Below are 23,336 nucleotides of genomic sequence, written 5' to 3'. Positions count from 1 at the left end.
CTTTCATTCGTCGTGGCGTATCAACTCCCCCCATCCTAACTGACTAGAAAACGTCACCTTCCGCCCGGACGCGCGACGAAACTCATACGTGCGAATTTCGGTGAAGTGAAGACTAGGATGCCAAATGATATCGGTCGTCGGCCCGATGGTCTTCACCTTCAATGATGCCGGCACCATCAACGTCACGATCGCCCTTTTCGCTGGGGAATAGCGGATAAATCTAAACTTCCTTGCCTCCGCGTTCCAAGTCACCTTCACCATCACGTGTTCGATACGTGCCTGTTGCATCAAGTGCCGCCAGTTACGCTCAAACGCCAACAAAAACTGGTTTTCAGCTTCAGTCTGCCACCAAGCGCGACCAAGCTGCAACGTGGTCAGCATTGCCGCCACACTGATCATCAAAGCAACTAACACCTCGATCAAGGTGAACCCGCGCCTTCTCATTTCAACGTAAACTTAGGTGGGTCCGTGCTTGTATCATACTTCAGCTTGTCAGCCTGTTCCTTTTGGCTCTCAGAAATGATGCCAGCACTAGCCAGACTTGCTGCGCTGTTGAAGTCACTGGTCTTTTTTCCCACCTGATCATACGCAACGGCGATCTGCATATTCATGGTCTCCATCGCTGATTGGAGGTTCTGCTGATTAGCGCGCTGGACTTGGCCTCTGATGGTCACCACCAGTGTCATCGTCAACACGATGATGATGCCCAACGCTGCCAAGACTTCGATCAGCGTGAACCCTCGTTTTCGTATTGCCATCACCTCACCTCTCTTTCATCGTCCAATACTCGAATAAAGCGGGCCTAAAATGTCCATATACACCCATACGATCTGCCCGCCAATCAGCAAAAACATCACCGGCTGGACCAGCGTCAAGAGACGTTCAAATCGCTGACTGAGCTGATCAAACAAGCTACGGGAAAACATCGCCACACCGGCTTGAACTAGTGACGCAGGTTGACCGAGCTGGAACAGTTCTGCCGCCGGTGGGTAGATCAGCGGTTGGCGTAAAGCCTTGTTGAGCGACTGACCGGCATCTAACGCCTCGACCACACTTTGGCCAACATGCCGCAACACCGCTTCTGGCATCACCGCCAGCTGGTGGCAATACGCCACCAGCTCTTCACCGGCTGCTAGAAACTGGCTGGCACCGATCATAAATTGATATTGGTAATACCCGATGACCAACTGGCGCAATCCTGGTACATACAGACTCAAGCGATACCGTTGCAACGGCGGCAACCACCTCGCCGCGATCACCACACCAATGCCAACAATCACCAGCACCGCAACGATGCCGATCTGCCAGCGCCAAGACTGCCCCGGCGCCAGCTGCAACGCCGGCAAGACACCTAACCACAACACTAACTGCAATCCCACTAGCAGACCCATCAAGATTGCCGGATACACTAGCAGTTGACGTAGGCGCCGGCGATTTTGCACCTGGAGCTGCAAATATGCACCGGCGTGTTGCAAGCTATCTGCCAACTGACCGTGCACGGCAGAAAGAGCCACTTGATCACTGATCAGCTGATGAAAGCCGGCAATCTTTAAGGCCTTGGCGAAGTCCTCACCAGCATTCATTGTTGCTTGCACACTTTGCCAGACGGTTTTGGCCTTGGGCATGGCGACACTCAAGTAAACCAGACCTTGATCGAGGGTGAAACCAGCGGCCAGCAACTCGGCCAAGAGCTGACAGGCCCGCAGTTGCTCAGCCAATCGCAATCGTCGCATCAGCGCCTCCCTTCAGCAGCAAAAACCTGCAAGTCGAGTTGGGCGTGCACCTGTGGCGTAAACACCAATTGCACAGCAACACTGGCGACCAAAGCGGCGGCCACCAAGGTCTCGGAAACACCCAACGTCTGCAAGCGTAGCGGCACTAAGGCGGCACTTTTGGCGTGCACTGTCGCCAACACGATGTGCCCGCTAACCGCGGCTTCACAGGCGGCTTGTGCTGTCTGCCCGTCACGGATCTCACCGATGATTAATACATCCGGACGGTGCCGCAGTGCCGCTTACAACAGTGCGGCATAATCCATCTCCGCCGCTGGGTTGACTTGCAGTTGCAAGAAGCGTTGATGCAAGATCTCCACCGGGTCTTCGATCGTCATCACCATCAATTCAGGCGGTAGTGCTTCCGCCAGCTGATATAACAAGGTGGTCTTACCACTGCCAGTGGCTCCGCACATCGCCAACAATCCGCGTTGTTGCACCAGCGGTAGCAGGGTGGCGACCGATTTTTGGCTGTAAGCATCCAGTGGTGGGATGCCATAGATCAAACGCGCGACCAGGGTCTCTTGGTGGTTCACATCGCCAACGCTACTCAGCCGCAGGGTCACCGACGGCTTGGCCAGCACCAATGCACCAAGTTGCACCCGCCGGTGTTCCGCCACATTCATGCCCGCCTGATATTTCAGGTAGTTCACCCAACGCTCCGCCACGTCGCTAGGCACTTGGTCCTGTTCAACGACACCTGGCGGCAACCGGAAAAACAATCCGTATTTCGCGCCTCGCGGCAGTAGATACACATCACTGACATGCTGGGCAACGGCCTGCTGCAACCACGCGAACAGATCCTCCATCGCCTCACCTCCTTCACCGAGCGATTTATATCGCTCTCGTCTCATATATTCGTGAAAAAGGGCAAAAAAAATCCTGCGACAAAAATTCAGTCGCAGGATTTGAAAAAACTTATTGCGCCTCTTCTTCATCTGGCCATTCAGCAGAGGTATAAACGTTTTGTACATCATCGTCGTCTTCTAAGGCGTCGATCATGTTTTGCATCGTTTCCAACTTATCAGGAGGAACCGGCACAGTGTTTTGTGGCACCATGGTCAATTCACTGGTGGTAAACTTAAAGCCTTGCGCTTCAAGGGAATCGCGCACCGCCGTGAAGTCCTTCGGGTCGGTGTAGATGGTAAATTCATCATCCGTCGTCTGGAGATCTTCCGCACCAGCTTCCAAGACGGCTTCAAACATCTGATCTTCATCGACATCGAGGTCTTCACGATCGATCACAAACATCCCACGGCGATCGAACATGTACGACACCGCCCCGGCACCGGCCATCGTCCCGCCGTGACGCGTAATCGCGACACGGACAGAGGAACTGGTCCGGTTCTTGTTGTCGGTCAACGCTTCGACCAACACCGCAATGCCGGCCGGGCCGTAACCTTCATAAGTGACTTCGTCGTACTTGGTTGCGTCGCCACCGTCAGCCTTATCTAAAGCACGCTTAACGTTGTCTTTAGGCATGTTCGCCGCACGGGCTTTATCCATGACCAAACGTAGCGATGGGTTGTTCGCGGGGTCAGAACCACCTTGCTTAGCTGCCATGAAAAGTTCACGGGAGATCTTTTGGAAAATTTTTCCGCGCTTAGCATCTTGGGCGTTCTTACGTCCCTGAATGTTATGCCATTTGGAATGTCCTGACATAATTTAAACCCTCTTTTCTGAATTGATATGCACTTCTGAGTTATCTGGACCTAATTGTCGTAGATAATTCATAAACGTTATCAGTGTACCAAAAAAATCACCGACGAACAACGCCACGATGGGATTTTCTGTGCCAGAGCGCCGAAATTACTAACACCAAAACCACCCCGATCAATGCCGCAATCGTATCTAGTGCCACGTCGTCGAAGGTCGGCTGGCGATCTCCCGTCAGCATCTGATGAAATTCATCTAACGCTGCTAAGCCGCAGGTCGACAACACGGTCAACAGTGCCCGTAACCATGTCGGCTTGACATACGCGCGCAAACCTAAACTCCCAAACACCCCGATGAGGAAATAAGTCGTCACATGCGCTGCCTTGCGCATGAAAAACTCCACGAAAGCATAATAGCCGCTGGTCGCTACACTGACCGGTTCGCCAGCATATTGAAAATGAATCTTGCTTAACAGGTGCAATCCAGGCTGGTTAGGGAAATACCGTTGTAAAAAAGGAATGCTGGTTTGCTCTCTATAGGTCATGCTTGAGCTCACAAACAACGTCAAGATGACGAGCAACGCCAACAAAAGCCATTTATTCTGGCGAATTATTTTGACCATTATCCCCCATCCTTTCAAGCTATCAGCATACCACAAGCTTCTCACACTTTCACGAAAAGCCATACGCCCACTGTCCGGCAGCGTAAGTCCTCTTTGGGATGTCTTTTGGATGGTGGTATAGGTCGGGTTTGGTGGGTGCCGGCCCTTGAGATGGCTGGAACGGTGCGAGGCGCTCAGGAGCCATCTCGGGCCTCCACCCACCAAACCCTGACGTTAGCGTCCGTCATCCCCAGAAGTGGCAATTTCTATGAGAGTAGAAATGGCTTAGTGGTGACTAACGAGTTAACCCGATTGGCCATGACATCAAGCTATCCAGATACGCAGACTCCTAGGGTATGGGCGAAAGTGACGGAAGCAGGTCAATCTGACGTGGTGAGATTACTGTTAGCGACTTGTCGCTTACAGCAAGGCGCAGGTGAAGATCCACTTGGCCGAAACGGCCAAGTTAGCTTGCCGAGCACCCTCTCCACGAAAGATTGAAACCTGCTGGAGTCGCTTTCGCCCACAACCGTCAGCTTATTAGTCTACTACCAACGACCCACTTACGCTGCCGGACAGCTTCGACATTATTTTCAACAGCAAAAAAGCACCTCGGCGTTAAAGTCGAGATGCTTAGAATTGATGTTATTCAACAGTGACAGACTTGGCAAGGTTGCGCGGCTTGTCGACATCGTAACCGCGATCGAAACTAGTGTAGTAGGCCAACAGTTGCCCTGGGATGATTGTCAACAATGGTGACAATAGCGGGTCAACATCAGCCACGACAAGTTCATCGTCTGGCTTTGCCTGGCTCTGGCTGGCGATGTGGAGCACCTTGCCGCCGCGAGCGGCGACTTCATCCGCGTTGCTGCGAGTGTGGTCGGCGGTCACGGGATCGGTGATAAACGCCACGACCGGCGTGCTGTCTTCGATCAAGGCGATTGTGCCATGCTTCAACTCACCGGCAGCAAAGCCTTCAGCTTGAACATACGAGATTTCCTTGAGCTTCAGTGCCGCTTCCAAGCTGACGAAGTAATCGGTACCGCGACCAATGAAGAAGGCGTTGCGGGTCGTGGCAAACATTGACGTGGCGAGATCATGCAACCGATCTTTTTGATCGATCAGCGCTTGTTGACCGGTAGCGGCCAGACCAAGCTGATGGGCGACGTCGAAGGTTTCAGCAGCTGGTAGTGCCAGCTTGCGGCCAAGCGCCGTGGCAACCAAGGCCTCCACCCCGATCTGGGCGGTATAAGCCTTAGTTGATGCCACCGCGATTTCAGGGCCGGCAAACAGCTCCAAGGCGAAGTCAGATTCCCGAGCCAGGGTTGACGACCCAACGTTAGTGATTGTGATTGTCGGATAGCCAAGCTTCTTGACTTTCACTAATACCTGCCGACTGTCGGCGGTTTCCCCACTTTGACTCAAGAAAACAAACACAGGGTGCTTGGACAACAGGGGCATGTGATAGCCAAACTCGCTGGCCAACGCAACTTCAGTCGGCAATCCTGCTAGTTGTTCGAACAGCGGTTTGCCGACTAATCCGGCATGGTAAGACGTGCCCGCGGCAACGATATACAGACGATCCGCCTGTTGCAAGGTCGTCAATAAGTTGGCATCGATCTGAACGTGACCTTGGCCGTCGGTGTATTTTTGAACCAAGCGGCGCATCACGACCGGCTGTTCGTTGACTTCTTTGAGCATGTAAAACGGATAAGGACCTTTGCCCATGTCTGCGTCATCGATCTTGACGGTGAACGCATCGCGGCTGATCGCCACACCAGCCAGCGTCTCGATGGCAATTGCATCTTTGGTCAAAGTAACGATTTCTTCGTCTTTGAGTTCGACGAACTGATCAGTTTGATTGATCATCGCCAAGGCATCAGAAGCCACCACGTTAAAGCCGTCACCACGGCCAATCAATAGTGGACTCTTGTTTTTAGCGACATACAAAGCATCAGGATGGTCACGATCGACAAGGGAAAAGGCGTAGGAACCTTCAACCAAACGCAACGTCTTGCGCAATGCTTCCTTGGCAGTCAGCCCGTCTTCACGCGCAAACAACGCGATCAGTTGCACAACGACTTCGGTGTCGGTGCCAGAGTGCATCTCGACGTCACTCAAATATTGTTGCCGGAGGGCTTGGGCATTGGTGATGACACCATTGTGCACAAGATAGAACCGGCCATCGTTGGAAACATGTGGATGCGCGTTGGCAACAGTTGGCGCACCGTTAGTTGCCCAGCGCGTATGCCCGATTCCAATCGTACCTTGCACTTCGGGGCCAATAGCGTCTTTTAACGCCTGAATGCGACCGACACGTTTTACCAGATAGTCATGGCCATTTTGGTCATTGACATAGATCCCCGCTGAATCATAGCCGCGATATTCAAGCCTGTCTAGGCCTTCTAACAAGACCTGCGTTGTGTCTTCTTTACCGATAACGCCAACAATTCCACACATAGTTCAACATCCCTCATCTTCCCCTATTTCAAAAATTGGAATAGGTCATTTTTCAATATTGGTTAACTTGATGATGTGACTAACTATACTGCCACAAGGCACTTATGTCAATAGTTTATGAAATTGGTATAGGAATTCTTTATAAAATTGGTATAGGCTATTTTTGGCTAAACCGCTTACAATCGCGGTACGAAAAAAGGACCGGCTTGCGCCGATCCTGATTCCGGGATTATTCACCCATTTGTTGTTCCACCACAGCCACGATCTCATCCACATAGTCGTTGACCAATTCTTGGGTCTTGGCTTCGGCCATCACCCGCAGCAGAGCTTCCGTCCCGCTAGGTCGCACGAGCACGCGCCCGTCGCCGCTCATCTTGGCTTCGACAGTAGCAATCGCGTCTTTGATTTCAGGATATTGTTCCCAGTTGTTCTTGTCTTTTACCTTAACGTTGACCAATTTTTGTGGATATGTCGTCACCGGCGAAGCCAGTTCAGAAAGTGTCTTGCCGGTTTTCTTCATGACGTGCAACAGCTGGATGCCTGTCAACATCCCATCTCCAGTGTTGTGGTAATCGGACAAAATCACATGGCCACTTTGTTCCCCACCAATATTGTAGTTATGTGCGCGCATCTCTTCTGAGACATGACGATCACCGACAGCGGTTTGCACAGAGCGCATCCCGTTAGCTTCCAGCGCCTTGTACATCCCAAGATTAGACATCACCGTCGTCACAACAGTATCTTGTTTGAGCCGGCCTTGGCTCTTCATGTAGCTACCTAAGATGAACATGATCTTATCACCGTCGACAATTTGACCTTTTTCGTCCACGGCAATACACCGATCACCATCACCGTCAAATGCCAACCCTACTTGCGCACCTTGAGCAACCACAAACTTCGCGAGTGCTTCAGGATGCGTCGAACCAACACCTTTGTTGATGTTGATGCCATCGGGCTTGGTCGCCATCGTGTCGAACTGGGTGTCCAGGTCAGCAAACAGCCGTGATACCAGACCGCTTGTAGCACCGTTGGCAGCGTCAAGGCAGACATGGATGCCAGTCAGGTCTTCAGACAAAGTCTGTTCGAGAAACTGCGTGTACTTCAAGGCCCCTTCTGGATAATCAGCGACACTGCCAAGTCCCTCAGCGGCAGGCCGTGGCAGCGTGTCTTCTGGCGCATCCAGCAAGGCTTCGATCTCTTCTTCAGTCTCATCAGAAAGTTTGAACCCGTCTGGGCCGAAGAACTTGATACCGTTGTCTTCTGCAGGATTATGCGAAGCCGAGATCTGAATCCCAGCACTGGCGCTTTGCACCCGAATCAGATATGCCACGGCCGGCGTGGTGATCACACCTAAATTCAGCACCTCGATGCCCACAGACAACAGGCCTGCCGTCAATGCAGAAGCCAACATTTCGCCACTGGCACGAGTGTCTCTTGCCACCAAAACCTTGGGCTTTTTACTCGTGTCTTGGTTGTGTTGCGTCAGCACATACCCGCCGCAACGTCCTAGGCGAAAAGCAAGCTCCGGGCTCAACTCTTGGTTAGCGATCCCGCGAACACCATCGGTCCCAAAATACTTCGTCATCGTTAAATTCCTCATTTCCTTTTAGTCATTATTGCTGCTGGCGTTACTATTGCTCGATGCATCGCTAGCGGAACTGGCACTACTGCTACTCTTACTACTAGACTTGTCGCTACTTGCACGACTACTACTCGAAGTTGATGAAACGCTTGTGGCGCCAGAAGTTTCCGTCGTGACCTTGTAATCAACGCTGATCGTCGCGGGCGAGACACTGGTCAGGTTAGGGAAAAGCTTCGCCAACGATAATGTCTGTGATTGATCTTTCGTCACCGAGCTGATGTCGACTGGCACGCTGAGCGTATCAATCGCATCAACGGCAGAACGTGCGCCATAGATACGCACCGCATTGGTTTTCGTCGAGACACTGACGGTTTTACCTGCCGGAGCCGTACCTGTCGGGGTCACCTTCAGCGAGACTTGCTTGCTGGGAATGCTGATCGGCAAGGTCACGTGCACCGTTTCCGGTGAAACGACAACGTTAACAGTATTACCATCTTCGTCGAGCGCTTGCAAGATGACTTCTTGACTAACGTCAGATTTCGTGTTGCGCTTCAAGACCACATTGGCAACCACTTGATAAACCCGATCGACTTCACTTCGAGCACCGGTAATCTCAGCAGTTTCACTGTTGAGCTTCTCGGTACCAACAGAATAGCCAGGCGCGAGGCTGTCATGATTATATTTGACTTGGATCGGTAGGCGCCGTGTCTTACGCCTTTGGATGTTGACCGTGACCGTTGCCGGCTTGATCTTATACGTCAGCTCTTTATTGATGCCACTTTCGGTCAACTTGACGGTATGTTTACCGACGCCAAGCTGGTCGAGGTCCGCGATGACCCGGAAGTTTTGGGTATTAGCAGTCACTGTCACCAGACTCGCAGCCCCTTCGATCGTCACATCGACTTTTTCAGGATAGCCGGTGACGAAATACTTATCCGAATCGACATTGAGTTGCAAGGGCACATTCATCGTCCGTTTGGCCGTGGCAGTGATGGCATTGTCTGTTTTGGGATTTTGGCGCGTGTTGTTGATGTTTTCGACGTTCACGTAGGCAAATAACCCGATAGCCAACAGCAAGGCCAACAGGCGATAAGCCCACTTGCTCTCCCAAAAATCATTGAACTTCATCGCTTCGCCCCCTTTTTATTCAGCAGGCGAGACACCCATGCTACCACCGGATTCTGCGGATGGGCTTCTTCGGTTGGCACCAGCTGGGCTGTCAACAACTTCAGATAGTCATCACGCGACAGGTCGCGGATCAGATGGTTGTTGTTGGTGACCGTCACACCGCCAGTTTCTTCGGAGATGACGATTGTCAGGGCATCGGTCACTTCACTGATACCCACCGCCGCGCGATGGCGAGTGCCCAGCTCCTTGGGAATGGCGCTGGATTCAGAAAGCGGCAAATAGGCCGCCGCCACCGCGATCCGATTATCTCGGATGATGACAGCACCGTCATGCAGTGGTGTGTTGGGAATGAAGATGTTGATCAACAACTCCCCAGAAATATCAGCATCGATCGGAATCCCCGTTTCGATGTAGTCTTCCAAACCGGTGTTTTGTTGAATCGTGATCAACGCCCCGATCCGTCGCTTACTCATATATTGAATGGCCTTATCGAGTTGGTTGACCATCCGTTGTTCTTCTTCGTGTTGATTTTGGTGGGTCCACGACACCACCGAGCCACGTCCGATATGTTCGAGGCCACGCCGAATCTCAGGTTGGAAGATGATGACTAACGCTGGCACCGACCAAGTGATAACCATGTCGGTAACGTAGCCGACCGTTTTGAGTTGCAGGTACCACGACACGATCTTGATGATCGCAATCACAAATACGCCTTTGAGCAGTTGTACCGCTTTGGTACCGCGAATCAACATGATCAGACGATATAGTGCATACCATACGACAGCCACATCGATGACGTTAGCCACCGTCGACCACGTCAACAGATGTGCGAAAAATGTCTGCATGACACGTCCTCCCCAGTTCAGTTTTACGACCCATTATACCACGATTGCGATGCACACGAAGGCACGAGTATTCGCACTGTTATGGTACAAAAAAAGTTCTGTATTAACGGCTGTTTTTCGTAAGCGCAACCACCTTCAGTACGTATCCGTGATTAACGTCACAAACTCGTTGAAAGTAGCGGCCTTTGCCAATTAGGATACCGGTTGCCATCACAACACAGATGTCCTGTTACGGCGCGTTTTCATGCTATTTACAAGTCGGTTATTGACGTTTAGGATAACGTTAAAATTCCAATTAGGAGCTGAGCAAATGTCCCAATCAATCACTGTCATGCGTCCCGAAATCCAAGTCACTGCCGCCATTAACGAATTGACCGCCACCGCCCAAACGGCGTTTACAGCCTATCAGCAATTCGACCAAGCCCAAGTCGATGCCGTCTGCGAAGCCGTCGTCACCGCTGCACTCAAGCACGCCAAAGCCCTCGCCTTCTTGGCCTGGAAAGAAACCGGCCGCGGCAAAGCCGAAGACAAGGCGATCAAAAACATCTACGCCAGCCAATACATCTGGCAATCGATGAAAGATCAACGCACCGTCGGCTTGATCCATGAAGACCGCGCGAACCACTTGAAGAAATACGCTGAACCTTTAGGCATTCTTGCCGGCGTCACGCCGGTCACCAACCCCACCTCAACGGTTATTTTTAAAGCGCTGATGGCGTTGAAGACCCGCAACGCCATCATCTTCGGCTTGCATCCGCAAGCGCAACAATGTGGCGCCGCCACCTGCAAAGTCTTGGCTGATGCCGCGACTGCCGCCGGGGCCCCTGCAGGTCTGATCCAATACATTCACCAACCAAGCATCGAAGCCACTGACGCTTTGATGAACCATCCAGACGTCGCCTTAGTACTCGCCACCGGCGGTCCCGGTATGGTCAAGGCGGCCTACTCCACTGGCAAACCCGCACTGGGCGTCGGCCCCGGCAACGCGCCGGCTTATATTGAAGCCACCGCTGATGTCGAAGCCGCAGTTGAAGATATCATGCTCAGCAAATCGTTTGATAACTCGATGATCTGCGCGTCTGAAAACAGTGTCGTGATCGATCGCGCGATCTATCAGGCCGTCCGTGATCGCTTCGAGCGCCACGGCGCCTACTTCGTACCTGATGAAGACGTGGCCAAACTAGCCGAGACTGTCATCGACCCGAAGCGCCACACCGTCGCCGGCCCGATCGCCGGGCAATCTGCGCAACACATCGCCAAGCTGGCGGGCATCAAGGTGCCCAAAAACACACAACTGTTGATCGCCAAGCTCGACGGCATCGGCCCGAACTTCTTGCTCAGCGGCGAGAAACTCTGCCCTGTGTTATCGCTGTACGTCGCCAACGACCATACCAGTGCTTTTGCACTTTGCCGTGCGCTGCTCGACTACGGCGGCTTAGGTCACACGGCAGCCATCCACACCCAAGACGACGCCGTGGCAGATGCCTTCGGGGCCGCGATGCCGGCCTGCCGGATCCTCGTCAACACACCTGCCAGCCTCGGTGGCATCGGTGGCTTGTTCAACAAGCTCGCCCCGTCTTTGACCCTGGGCACAGGTTCTTACGGGAAGAACTCGATCTCCCACAACCTCACCGCGATGGATCTACTTAACATCAAAGTGGTCGCTGAAGCCACCCGGCATCCCAACGACTTGATTGGTGAACTCCGCGACCTGATCCACGCTCAGCAATAAGCCTTTCGATGCTTAAAGAGATAACGTCAACCATCTGCAACAGCCCGCTTTGGACTGCACAGATTGCTGGCGTTATCTCTTTTTCGTTCACCCTTATGGCGCCCACGAGCACCCCTCATTTACCGGAAAAAGGTTTTGAATGAAAGTGGTTTCTCGAAGGGGCAAAGCGTTAAACTATGGATGGGAAGGATTACAGAAAGGATCGTGATATTGTGAAATTAACCGCTGATCAGCGCGCCCAGATCGCCCAGGCGACCCCGGCGCAGGTCCTGAAGCAACTCAAAACCAGCAAAGCCGGGCTTTCAGATCATGAAGCCGCCGCGAGACTGACCGAATATGGTCCCAACACCATCACCGCTGCCAAGGGAGAATCGCAGTGGCGGGTATTTGGTAAGAATTTCATCAGTCTGATGGCGATATTACTGTGGATTTCCGGCTTCGTCGCCATTTTCTCTGGTACGGTCGAACTAGGCATCGCGATCTGGCTGGTCAATGTGATCAATGGCTGCTTCTCCTTCTGGCAAGAACACCAGGCAAAAAAAGCGACCGATGCCTTAATGGCGATGCTGCCAACTTACACGCAGGTATACCGCAACGGCAAGCGCCAGCAAGTCAACGCCGACGCGTTGGTTCCCGGTGACGTCTTCGCGTTGCAAGCCGGCAATGCCATTCCCGTCGATGCTCGGCTGATCGAAGCCGCCAGCGTCCAAGTCGACCAAAGCGCTTTGACCGGCGAGTCGGTTCCAGAATCCAAAACGGTTAAATTCACCCCTGGCGAAGGCGAGTTTGCCGAATCCAACCTCGTGTATGCCGGCACCACCGTGGGCGCCGGCACGGCCTTGGCGGTTTGTTACGCCACCGGCATGAACACCGAGTTTGGTAAGATCGCCAAGCTGACTCAACAACAAACCAAGGCGCAAAGCCCGCTACAAAAAGAGCTCGACCGCCTTACTAAACAGATCTCGTTGATCGCCATCGGCATCGGGGTCGCCTTTTTCATCGCGGCGATTTTCTTCGTCCATTATCCACCGGCCAAATCCTTCATCTTCGCTTTAGGGATGATTGTCGCGTTCATCCCCGAAGGCCTGCTGCCAACGGTAACGTTGTCGTTGGCCAACGGCGTGCAGCGCATGGCCAAAAAACACGCGCTGGTCAAAGACCTGAACTCGGTGGAAACACTGGGTGAAACCACCGTCATCTGTTCGGATAAAACCGGGACGCTGACGCAAAACCAGATGACGGTCAACCACATCTGGACGCTGGCCAACACCTTCGACGTCACCGGCCAAGGCTATGTCAACAACGGCCGCATCGAATGTCACAACAAGCCGGCAGACCTCGCGACCCAGCCCGATTTAAATACGCTGATCAAGATCGCGGCGCTAAACAACGACACGCGCATCCAACCCGACCCAGAGGCCGGCAAGCCTAAACTGCTGGGCACCCCGACTGAAGCGGCGCTGGTGATTATGGCGCAAAAAGCCGGCGTCGATCCCAACCAGCTCGAACAAGCCACCCCGCGGCTGAAGACTTTTCCTTTTGATTCAGAACGCAAGCGGATGTGCACGCTCCACCAACATAACCCCGAGACGATCAGCGCCTGTGTCAAAGGCTCCTTGTCCGACCTGTTGCCGCAGTGTGACCGGATCCAGGTCAACGGCGAGATCCGTGCCCTCACCCAAGAAGATATCGACCAGATCAACGCCGCCAATCGCGACTACGCCTCAAGCGGCCTGCGCAGCCTCGCGATCGCTTACCGGCTACTGCCGCAAGAAGCCGATCCGCAAGCGCAGCTCGACGCGTTGACGATCGCCAACACCGAAGTTTCGCTCGTGTTTGTGGGACTGGCGATCATGTCCGACCCGCCGCGGCCTGAAATTTACGACGCCGTGCAAAAATGCCACAACGCCAACATCAAGATCATCATGGTGACCGGCGACTCGACCATCACCGCTAAGTCCATCGCCGTCAAGATCGGGCTGACCAGCGATAAAGCGCGCGTCGTCACCGGTACGGAACTCGACGCCATGAACGAAGCCCAGCTGCAAGACGCGCTGCGCGGCGAGATTATTTTTGCCAGAGTCGCGCCAGAGCAAAAATACAAGATCGTCTCGACCCTGCAGAAAAACGGTGAGATCGTCGCGTCTACCGGCGACGGCGTCAACGACGCGCCGGCGTTGAAGAAAGCCGACATCGGCGTCGCGATGGGTGTCACCGGCACCGACGTCGCCAAAGACGCTGCGGATATGATCTTGACCGACGACAACTTCGCATCAATCGTCGCCGCCATCGAAGAAGGCCGCACCGTGTACGCAAACTTGCGGAAGTTTTTGACCTACATCCTGACCTCCAACGTGCCCGAGGCGATCCCAAGCGTCTTGTTCCTGTTGTCACGCGGCCTCATTCCGCTGCCTATGACCGTCATGCAGATCCTCACCGTCGATCTGGGCACCGACATGTTGCCGGCGCTGGGGCTCGGGGCCGAGCGCGCAGAACCTGGCGTCATGCAACAGCCGCCGCGCAAGCGCAACGCGCACCTGCTCAACCGTGCCGTCACGATCAAGGCGTTTGCCTGGTACGGCCTGCTCGCCAGTCTGATCTCGACCGGCGCATACTTTTTCGTCAACTGGCAACACGGCTGGCCACACGTCGCGCTGCTTGCTAGCGGCACCGGCTATGCCCGCGCCACCACCATGGTGCTCGGCGCGATCGTGTTCTTCCAGATCGCCAACGCGCTGAACTGCCGGACGCAAACCATCTCCGTTTTCAAGGCGGGCCTCTTTTCAAACCGGCGTATCTGGTATGGCATCGTCTTTGAAATCTTGCTGTTGGTGCTACTGACGACGGTGCCGCTGTTCCAAGGGCTGTTCAACACCACGACGCTTAAAGCAACCGACTGGCTCTTACTTGCCGCCATTCCGATCCCGGTATTCTTGATCGAAGAAGCACGCAAGACGTTCCTGCGCTGGCGGGCATAACATCAAAAAGCTCGATGTCCCTTGAATTCAGGGCACATCGAGCTTTTTTGTAGGTTAACTCAGGCGCGGCGCTGCTTGGCCTCACTGCCGGCACGCTTCTCCCGCCACAAGGCGATCAACACCGCAAACAGTTCGCCAAAATGATCTGCAGAAGCATTCGGCTCCCAGTGAAACACCGGGACCCCTGCCGGCAACTCCAGCGGTAGTGCCGCGCTTTGGATGACCAGATCAGCATCGAGCATTTGATCGGCGCTTGGTAACAACTCCACGAATGCCTGTTGGCGAAGCATCGCGATCAAATCAACATACTCCAGCGACGTCTGTTCCAACACCAACGCCACGCGCAGTGTCCGCTGGGGATGAAACAACGCGCGTAGTTGATAAAGGTTGCGATAATAGTTGTGTGTCAATACATCGATCCAGTCGATGTATCCTTCGAGATGCTTCGACAACACGACTTGCGTCAGCGTCTGGCGCACCATCCGCTCATAATGCGGGTCGTCGCCTTGCAGTTGCAGGCCGTGGTTGAAGGTGTACGCAACGAGCTGGTTGAAGTCTTCGCCAAGTGTCAAAACGCTGCAGGTCACCGCCAACAGGTTAACCATCAACAACTGCCTGTCGTCATCACTGAGCGTCGGCGACCATGCCGGAAAGATCTGCACGAAATTCGTCACCAACCGATAAACCGCCGGTGCATACCGGCGATAACGATCGATGGTCGCCGTCATCGCTTCGTCATTAGCAACCAGATAAACCGGTGCAAAATTCATCAAGAAAAAGCCAAACTCGGTTTCACCCATCAGCTGCTGACGCGTCATCGGTGGCAACACGAAATCTTTGAAGCGCCCACGACCCAGCGCCAAATCGAGATTAGGCAGCGGGTAGTCGATCACATTGTCTTCGTGACGGAAGTTCAACAAGTGGCCGTCTTTGATCCGCCAAGTCGCCACCGCCAAGTAATACATCGACAGCTCACGAGCGACCGGATTGCTCGGTTGGCAGTCCAACGCGGTGTACAGCGTATCAACTAACCGCCCGGCACTGTCATGATCCAATTGCGTAAACGGCCAAGCCGTGCCACCAGTGGCGTGCCAAAACATCGTCATTACAAACAGCCGCAGATGCCGCTCTTCGCCGGCAAACGACAGCGCTTCTGGTTGCATCTGCACGCCGAAGGTCGCCGCCATCTCCCGCATCGGCCGCAGGTGGCGCATCATCGTCATACGGGAAACTTTTTCCGTGGCAACGAACTCATCAAAGCGCTCATAGTTGCCATTCAAGGCCGCTTGTAAGTAATGATACACCGCCGTTTGCTCGATCATATGCAACCGCAGATCAGCTTCTGGCACGCTGAACAAAACCGAGAGTTCCGCGTGTGGGTCCCCGACGATGGTTTGTAAGACAACTAATAAGTCATTGTAGATATTGTAGATACTGCCGTAATTTCGTCCCGTCGCACTCGCAATTTGGCGCAAATTCACCTCTGTGACGAGTGGTTCACCGTTCTGCCTGGCACTCAGCCGTTCGCTAACCGATGACTGAGAGCGCCGAAGCTGGCGAATCGTCTTATAAAGGTTCAAGCGGTCCATCGCCGAGGCAGAAAGAAAGAGGTCACCGTGTTGCTTCTGCATCAATGCCATTCTCCCCATACCTTTCTATAATGATCTTCCCTTTAATTATAGATTGATGAAAAGCTGATATAAGTCATGATATATAAAAATATTTTGTCAGACGTGTTTACAAAATGCGTAAATTCGCCCACACCACCAAACCAATCAATCGTCAGACGGTCGGACTTCAACCCGCTAATTCCCTAAAAAACCGGCAACAACGCGGGAAAACCCGTATCATTGCCGGCTTCTGCTGTCGCCCAAAACGGCTACTTTCACAAAAAGTCGTAACTGTGGTCCGAAAAACCTTTGTATCCTGTTCGAGGCCGTTTTCATAACGCCCAAACAGCCACTGTCGGTACATATATGGCATGTCGCTTTGAGTCATCGAGGTAGATATAGGCCATATTGCAAATAGGTCCCTGAAAAAGTACATCACCATTGCTGATTACATCCCTATTTCTGAATATCCAGTCAAACATTGCTTGCAAACTCATTTCATTACAGCCTGAATTGTGATATTCTCAGTGTTTTCACGCATTGAATCGGCTTTATCGATGTCGCAATGACGCCAACGCGCAAGATTTTGTTCTTTGGTCTTCAGGCCATGACAACCCAAAAGCTCTACCATATTTATCTATACCTAACAGTATTCTTACGCTCGGTCATCAAACGTGTGTACCTATTCCTAAGCAATGTATTAATATCATATCTGATGTAATGCAGAATATTTTTAGTAATATAGTTCGAAATAATTTGCGAAAACTCATGATGATAACTAAAATGAATGTAACAGTTCCTCTCGATAGTAACGATAGCTCGGGTTTCCAAGTTATGAAATAAATTGAAGACATTAAACCGGCGTCGACTGAAAGTTTGTCTATTAGTTAATCATATTATCACAACATGTGAAAACGATAATCATGCCGCAATTTGGCCGTAATAACCTTTGAAACAATCTGCAACAACGTCCAAACCCTGATCGACGTAAAAAGCTGTGGGGTTTAGGGGGAACAATCATGCGAAAATGGGCGAAATTTGGAATTGCTTTGGCGTCTGCACTGAGTATTGGAATATCGGTTGCTGTTGTGCAGTCATTTGCTGAACCACAACAAGTGCAGGCCGCAAAAACGAAGTACACAAAAAAGAATGTCAAAAAGCTAAAGCTGGGAATGACTAAAAAGAAAGTCAAAAAAATGATTGGGGCACCTCAGACAAAAACCAAAACGTTGTGGACTTATATGCCAACTGACATGAAAGTATCATCAGGTGTGGTAGAGTTTAAAAAAGGCAAAGTTTCAGGCGGCACAGTAGGAACTTTGGCCAAGCAATCCAGCAAGAAGAAGTCTGCAGCCAGTGCACAGAAACTGGCACCGATTAACACAGCTATCGCAAAATCCTTAAAACAAGACCAGGGCTTTGCTGCCGGCACCCTTGATGCAAATGGGAAGCCAACTACAAATGGCACTCCAAATGCTTCATTCGATTGGTCAACGTATGTAATCAGCATCAAAGTTTCAAAAAGCGGTAGTGATTACAAGGTTCAAGGGCAAGTCGGTGCAAAAGTAAATGCACTAACCGATGATAGTAAGAAAGGCCTTGCACTTCACATTCAAAACCTCGCACTTGCAACGTTATCGGAACTCAACAAAGCTAGTGACGAAGCACTCACCAATGGCCTGTTCACGGATGTTAAATCTGGAAAGCTTGCCGTTGTACAATCACATTTGACCGACTATAAAGAGTTCCGAGTTTATTAAACTCTAGCCCCTAATTTGGGGCTTTTATTTCACAACTAAATCGAACGTATGTTTTATAAAATATCAATAATCACTGCCAAAGTTGACTATTTGGGAGGTAACAAACTTTGAGAAAATGGAAACCAGTACCCCGTCACGCCGGGCTATTCAGCTACGAAACAAAAAAGTACCCGCTATGGGGTGCGCCGCGGATTTAAAGATAGTCAAGGATTAAGGGACGAATTTACAAAGTCGGGATTTAAAAGCTGGTATGATGCGAATCAAGTCTTAAAGGAGTTCGAGGATTCTCTCGCCAAGCGAGCACTAGATCCCTTGTCTGGCCGCAAGGTTAAACTTGGCGATTACTTCGACATGATGAGCGCTCGCAAACTAAAATATGAAGCTTGGCGACCAGTAACCTATAAAACTCAGATTAGCATTTTTAATCACCACATCAGGCCAGTTTTTGGAGCTCGCCGCATGGCTGAAATTACCCGGTCAGAATGTCAAGCATTTTTGGATAGCCTAGGTGATTGCAAGCATCTCAGATTCACCACGATTCGATCTGTTCACCGTGTCATGATGACGCGCCTTAACTCAGCTGAGATCGAAGATGTCATCACGAAGAATCGCCTTGGCCGGATGGAATACGGGAAGGAACCAAAGCCGGTTGACATCTCCCCTGCTCAGCTTGAAGAGTGGTTCACAGCGGCAAGTAAGGTGTTTAATCGGTACGATTACGCAATGATCAACATTGCCAGTATTGGATTGCGTCGTGGTGAAGTCTTGGGGCTTAGGACAACTTCAATCAATTTCCAACAAAACGAAGTTATCGGCGATGAGATTGCATCACTCAAGATAGATCTACAGCGGACTGAGGATTACAAAAATGGAGGACCGCTAAAGAATGATTCATCTTATCGCACACTCTGGGTTGAAGGAGATCTAGTCGAGCATCTACATCGCGCTATCCTTACAAGCAACAATCGGCGCATGATAAACAACATCGTTGTCTGCTCCAAAACCAAAGCTAAGCCATGGCTATGGATGAACACTGTTGGTCGTGGGGTCTCAGCACAATATCTTAAAGATAAGATGGATCTGGTTAACAAAACAACAGGACTGTATTTTCGTCCTCACATGCTACGCCATTATTTTGCAACTCGAACGATCAACACTAATGCCTCAGATATCGAGGTTATGCGCTACCTTGGACACAAGAATCTGCAAATGACTGCCGACTATACTCGCCCCTAGCTTGAGCGTCTTCAATGGGTTCAACGAAGCCAAAAATTCATGACCAGGCGGTACGAAAAAATGTACCAACTATTGAATGACAACAACAGATACTAACTAGCAATCTAAAAAGCCCCCAACCACGGCAATCTCTGCCAGTGGTTGGGGGCTGTTATCATTTGAAACGGCTACTGCCGGTACATCTTAAATTCGAGGAACAAATCGTTGTACATCCCCACCACGTCAGGGTCGAGATCTTTGTACACTTCAGAGCGCTTGATGACGGCTTCGCTTGGATAAAACTGCTTGTCGTCTCGCACCGACTTCGGCAACAGCTTCAGCGCCGCTTCGTTCGGGGTCGAGTAACCGACGTATTCCGCGTTTTGCGCGGCGTTTTTCGGTTCGTTGATGAAATTCAAAAACGCGTAGATCGCCTTGAAATGCTTGGCAGTCTTTGGAATCACGATGTTGTCGAACCAAAGATTAGACCCTTCTGAAGGCACCACATAGTGCAAATGCGAATTGTTTGCCATCATATCCGCGGCTTCGCCAGACCAATCGACAGCGATGGCGGCTTCGTTGTCTGCCATGTACATCTTGATCTCATCGGCCACCACCGCTTTGACGTTCGGGGCGAGCTCATCGAGCTTGCCTTTGGCGGCTTGCAGCGTTGGCGCGTCAGTGGTGTTCATCGACTTGCCCAAGGAAACCAGCGAGAAGCCGAGGATATCCCGGGCGGAATCGACCAACATGATGTTGTCTTTATACTGCGGGCGCCAGAGGTCATCCCAGTGCTGGATCTCACCTTTTTTGACAAACTTGTCGTTGTAGATGATCCCCAAGGTACCCCAGAAATATGGCAGGGAATATTTGTTGCCGGGATCAAAGGTGCGGTTCATCACGTCAGGGCTCATGTTGTCGAGTACGTGCAGCTTGGATTTATCCAGCGGAATCAACATGTGGGCCTTTTTCATCTTCTCGATCATATATTCGGAAGGCACCGTCAAGTCATACGACGTTCCGCCTTGCTGGATCTTGGTGAACATCGCTTCGTTGGAGTCGAAGGTTTCGTAGTTCACATGGTAGCCGGTTTCCTTCTCGAATTTCTTGATCAACGCCGGGTCGATATAATCCCCCCAGTTGTACAGGTTCAAGGTGTTGTCGCCGGTGGCCCCTTGCGATTTTTGCAAGTGCGTCGATAACATGGCCAACCCCAGCACGACGGCGAGGATAGCAACGGCGAGGCTAATGAGCTTCTTCATTGAACTGCGCCTCCTTCTTGGCTTTGTGCACGGCTTGGCGACGCACGGAACCTTGTTGAATGAAGTAATACCCCACCACTAGCAGCAAGGCAAACAAGAACATGACGCCAGACAAGGCGTTGATCTCCAGGCTGATGCCTTGGCGCGCGCGGGCGTAGATCTCGACGGCCAGCGTCGAAAACCCGTTACCGGTGACGAAGAAGGTCACGGCAAAATCATCGAGCGAATAGGTGAACGCCATGAAGAACCCGGAAAAAATCCCTGGGGCGATGAACGGCATGATGACCCGGCTGAGCACCTGGGCGTTGCTGCTGCCCAGGTCGCGGGCGGCATCGAGCATCGATTGGCGCATTTCTTGGAGTTTTGGTAACACCATCAACACCACGATCGGAATCGAAAAGGCAATGTGCGCCAGCAAAACCGAGCCAAAGCCTAACGGTAGCTTCAACGCCGTGAAGAAGATCAAGAAACTCGCCCCGATGATGACATCCGGGCTGACCATCAAGATGTTGTTGAGACTCAAGATGGTGTTTTTGACCAGCGGCTTGGTCGTGCGGTGGATCCACAAGGCCCCCAGCGTCCCGATCACCGTCGCCAACAAACTAGACAACAGCGCCAGCAACAAGGTGTCGATGACAATCTGGATCATGCGCGTGTCTGCAAACAGCTCGATATAATGGGCGAAGGTAAAGCCGTGATAATGATTCATCGCGTCGCCTTCGGAAAACGAGTACAAGATGAGATATCCGATCGGAACGTACAACACGATAAACACAAGGATCAGATACAGGTTAGACCACTTAAACTTTTTCATGCGCGCCGCCCCCGTTTCTTCTTGCGCTCACCCGTCAAGAACATGATGATGAACATCGCCACGATCAACACGACCCCGATCGTCGAGCCCATCCCCCAGTTCATCGTCACCAGGAAATGCTCTTCGATCGCAGTCCCAAGCGTAATCACCCGGTTCCCGCCGATCAGACGCGTCAACATGAACAAGCTGAGGCTGGGAATAAACACCGCCTGCACACCGGCTTTGACCCCGGAAATCGTCAGCGGCCAGATCACCTTGGTAAACGTCTGCCAGCCGCGCGCACCGAGATCGCGCGACGCGTTGACAAACGACGGGTTGAGCTCTTCGATCGCGTTGAAGATCGGCAAGATCATGAACGGGATCTCGATATAACTGGCAACAAAGATAAACGCCGCATCGGTGAACAAGAACTGTTGCGGACCGATGCCGACCATCCGCAAAAAGGTGTTGATCCCACCGTTTTGCGAGAAAATCCCGATGAACGCGTAGGCCTTCAGCAACAAGTTGATCCAAGTGGGCAAAATAATCAACAGCAACCACAGCTGCTTGTGCTTGGTGTAATGCAACAGATACGCCGTGGGATACGCGATCAGAAGCGTCACCACCGTGATGATCAGCGCGTACCAAACAGAATTGAAGGTCATCAAGATATAAGTGCCGGAACTAAAATAACTCTGATAATTCGCCAGCGTGAAGTGGTGGTTGATGTCGAAAAAACTTTGGTACACGATCAGCACCACCGGCGCGATCACGAACAACCCTAACCACAACATATACGGGACATAGAAGGCAACGCTTGTCGTTGATTTCTTCACGATTCGTCTTCCTCCGTGCCTTCATAAGATTCTAGCCGGGCATCGAAATCTTCTTCAGATTCGTTCATCCGCATAACGTGAATGTCTTCGGCATCGAAGGTCAGCCCGACGGTGTCGCCGTCGACTGCGGGATTGGTCGAGTGGATCAGCCACTCGTTATGCAGCTGATCGTAAGCGACGATTTCGTAATAGTCACCGCGGAAAAGCTGGGTGTCGACGGTTACCTGGACCTTGCCGGCGTTAGGCGCGGTGATGTCGAGGTCTTCCGGCCGCAACACGACTTCGACCGGTTCGTTGGCGCGCATGCCGGCGTCGGCACACTCGAACTGCTTGCCGTTGAATTCGACCAAGAAGTCTTGGACCATGTGGCCGGCGACGATGTTGGATTCCCCGATGAAGTCTGCGACAAAATGGTTGATCGGTTCGTCGTAGATATCCACCGGCGTGCCGGATTGCTGGACCTCGCCGTCGTTCATGACAAAGATCTCATCGGACAGCGCCAGCGCCTCTTCTTGGTCATGGGTGACGAACAAGAAGGTGATACCCAGCCGTTGTTGCAACTCGCGCAGTTCGTATTGCATGTCTTTGCGCAGCTTCGCGTCCAGCGCCGACAGCGGCTCGTCCAGTAGCAACACAGCCGGTTCCAGCACGATCGCCCGGGCGATGGCGACACGCTGTTGTTGGCCACCGGAAAGCTCGGAGATCTCGCGGTCACCGTAACCTTCCAGCCGCACCATTTTCAGCGCCGACTCGACGCGGGTGGCGACGTCTTTTTTCGATGTCTTGCGGATCCGCAGACCGTACGCGACGTTTTCAAAAACGTTCAGGTGTGGGAACAGTGCGTAGTCTTGGAACACGGTGTTGACCGGGCGCTGATTGGCAGGCATCTCGTTGATGCGCTTGCCGTCAAACAAAACGTCGCCTTCGCTGACGTCCAAAAAGCCAGCGATCGCCCGCAAGATCGTGGTTTTCCCTGAACCACTCGGGCCTAGCAGCGTGTAGAACTTGCCTTCTTCGATTTCGATGTTGATGTCTTTGAGCACCACCGTGTCGCCATAGCGCTTGCTCACGTGTTGTAATTCGATAATTGTCTTGCTCAATCCGTT

At 52.2% G+C, this 23,336-nt stretch carries 18 protein-coding genes and 1 pseudogene; 4 read left to right on the top strand and 15 right to left on the bottom strand.

From position 1 onward, the window contains the following. Positions 1-3 precede the first annotated feature (3 nt). From ACYVRB_RS02490 to cdaA, 10 genes and pseudogenes are all read right to left on the bottom strand, one after another. Entirely contained in the window at positions 4-444 is a 441-nt protein-coding gene (locus ACYVRB_RS02490) for a prepilin-type N-terminal cleavage/methylation domain-containing protein (RefSeq protein ID WP_461213338.1), read from the bottom strand. Further along, a complete protein-coding gene (locus ACYVRB_RS02485; RefSeq protein ID WP_461213337.1) occupies positions 441-758 on the bottom strand; it encodes a type II secretion system protein in 318 nt (105 codons plus the stop codon). The genes ACYVRB_RS02490 and ACYVRB_RS02485 overlap by 4 nt, the downstream gene beginning before the upstream one ends. A gap of 15 nt (positions 759-773) precedes the next feature. Then, positions 774-1,733 carry a type II secretion system F family protein gene (locus tag ACYVRB_RS02480; protein ID WP_461213335.1) on the bottom strand — a complete coding sequence of 320 codons (960 nt, stop codon included), beginning with the start codon at positions 1,731-1,733 and terminating at the stop codon, positions 774-776. Further along, positions 1,733-2,581: pseudogene (locus ACYVRB_RS02475) on the bottom strand (ATPase, T2SS/T4P/T4SS family). The gene ACYVRB_RS02480 and the pseudogene ACYVRB_RS02475 overlap by 1 nt, the downstream one beginning before the upstream one ends. Before the next feature lie 109 nt (positions 2,582-2,690). Beyond that, complete coding sequence (locus tag ACYVRB_RS02470; RefSeq protein WP_461213334.1) at positions 2,691-3,434, bottom strand: YebC/PmpR family DNA-binding transcriptional regulator; 744 nt, start codon at positions 3,432-3,434, stop codon at positions 2,691-2,693. A 97-nt stretch (positions 3,435-3,531) separates the two neighbouring features. Beyond that, entirely contained in the window at positions 3,532-4,050 is a 519-nt protein-coding gene (locus ACYVRB_RS02465; protein WP_461213333.1) for a VanZ family protein, read from the bottom strand. Between the two features lie 624 nt (positions 4,051-4,674). Beyond that, positions 4,675-6,489 carry a glutamine--fructose-6-phosphate transaminase (isomerizing) gene (glmS, locus tag ACYVRB_RS02460; protein ID WP_461213332.1) on the bottom strand — a complete coding sequence of 605 codons (1,815 nt, stop codon included), beginning with the start codon at positions 6,487-6,489 and terminating at the stop codon, positions 4,675-4,677. Between the two features lie 229 nt (positions 6,490-6,718). Continuing rightward, positions 6,719-8,074 (bottom strand): phosphoglucosamine mutase, encoded by a 1,356-nt coding sequence (gene glmM / locus ACYVRB_RS02455; RefSeq protein ID WP_461213330.1) that lies wholly within the window; start codon positions 8,072-8,074, stop codon positions 6,719-6,721. A 21-nt stretch (positions 8,075-8,095) separates the two neighbouring features. Further along, positions 8,096-9,199, bottom strand: a complete 1,104-nt coding sequence (locus ACYVRB_RS02450; protein ID WP_461213329.1) for a CdaR family protein — start codon at positions 9,197-9,199, stop codon at positions 8,096-8,098. After that, positions 9,196-10,044: a diadenylate cyclase CdaA gene (cdaA, locus tag ACYVRB_RS02445; protein WP_461213328.1), complete on the bottom strand. Its 849-nt coding sequence runs from the start codon at positions 10,042-10,044 to the stop codon at positions 9,196-9,198. Before cdaA ends, ACYVRB_RS02450 begins: the two co-directional genes overlap by 4 nt. 310 nt (positions 10,045-10,354) lie before the next feature. On the opposite strand from cdaA, the gene ACYVRB_RS02440 reads away from it, so the two are divergent. Both ACYVRB_RS02440 and ACYVRB_RS02435 read left to right on the top strand, forming a co-directional pair. Further along, positions 10,355-11,776: an aldehyde dehydrogenase family protein gene (locus ACYVRB_RS02440; protein WP_461213327.1), complete on the top strand. Its 1,422-nt coding sequence runs from the start codon at positions 10,355-10,357 to the stop codon at positions 11,774-11,776. 212 nt (positions 11,777-11,988) lie between these two features. Continuing rightward, positions 11,989-14,754 (top strand): cation-translocating P-type ATPase, encoded by a 2,766-nt coding sequence (locus ACYVRB_RS02435; protein ID WP_461213326.1) that lies wholly within the window; start codon positions 11,989-11,991, stop codon positions 14,752-14,754. Between the two features lie 59 nt (positions 14,755-14,813). Here the strand turns inward: ACYVRB_RS02435 and ACYVRB_RS02430 are convergent, their stop codons facing one another. Beyond that, complete coding sequence (locus ACYVRB_RS02430; protein ID WP_461213325.1) at positions 14,814-16,385, bottom strand: helix-turn-helix domain-containing protein; 1,572 nt, start codon at positions 16,383-16,385, stop codon at positions 14,814-14,816. A 998-nt stretch (positions 16,386-17,383) separates the two neighbouring features. On the opposite strand from ACYVRB_RS02430, the gene ACYVRB_RS02425 reads away from it, so the two are divergent. Together ACYVRB_RS02425 and ACYVRB_RS02420 are read left to right on the top strand one after the other, a co-directional pair. Continuing rightward, complete coding sequence (locus ACYVRB_RS02425) at positions 17,384-18,124, top strand: hypothetical protein (RefSeq protein WP_461213324.1); 741 nt, start codon at positions 17,384-17,386, stop codon at positions 18,122-18,124. A gap of 351 nt (positions 18,125-18,475) precedes the next feature. Next, the gene (locus ACYVRB_RS02420) at positions 18,476-19,360 is read left to right on the top strand and encodes a tyrosine-type recombinase/integrase (protein ID WP_461213393.1); all 885 of its coding nucleotides are present in this window, start codon (positions 18,476-18,478) and stop codon (positions 19,358-19,360) included. Between the two features lie 167 nt (positions 19,361-19,527). Here the strand turns inward: ACYVRB_RS02420 and ACYVRB_RS02415 are convergent, their stop codons facing one another. Genes ACYVRB_RS02415 through ACYVRB_RS02400 form a run of 4 tightly spaced genes read right to left on the bottom strand, consistent with a single transcriptional unit; the run spans position 19,528 to position 23,330 of the window. Continuing rightward, entirely contained in the window at positions 19,528-20,601 is a 1,074-nt protein-coding gene (locus ACYVRB_RS02415) for an ABC transporter substrate-binding protein (protein WP_461213323.1), read from the bottom strand. Then, the gene (locus ACYVRB_RS02410; protein ID WP_461213321.1) at positions 20,585-21,415 is read right to left on the bottom strand and encodes an ABC transporter permease; all 831 of its coding nucleotides are present in this window, start codon (positions 21,413-21,415) and stop codon (positions 20,585-20,587) included. The genes ACYVRB_RS02415 and ACYVRB_RS02410 overlap by 17 nt, the downstream gene beginning before the upstream one ends. Next, positions 21,412-22,230 (bottom strand): ABC transporter permease, encoded by an 819-nt coding sequence (locus tag ACYVRB_RS02405; RefSeq protein ID WP_461213319.1) that lies wholly within the window; start codon positions 22,228-22,230, stop codon positions 21,412-21,414. The genes ACYVRB_RS02410 and ACYVRB_RS02405 overlap by 4 nt, the downstream gene beginning before the upstream one ends. Further along, positions 22,227-23,330, bottom strand: a complete 1,104-nt coding sequence (locus ACYVRB_RS02400; protein ID WP_461213318.1) for an ABC transporter ATP-binding protein — start codon at positions 23,328-23,330, stop codon at positions 22,227-22,229. The genes ACYVRB_RS02405 and ACYVRB_RS02400 overlap by 4 nt, the downstream gene beginning before the upstream one ends. Positions 23,331-23,336 lie beyond the last annotated feature (6 nt).

Source organism: Lacticaseibacillus boliensis (assembly GCF_054784775.1).
Note: the sequence above shows the minus strand (reverse complement) of the source record. Positions and strands in the feature narration are given on the sequence as shown.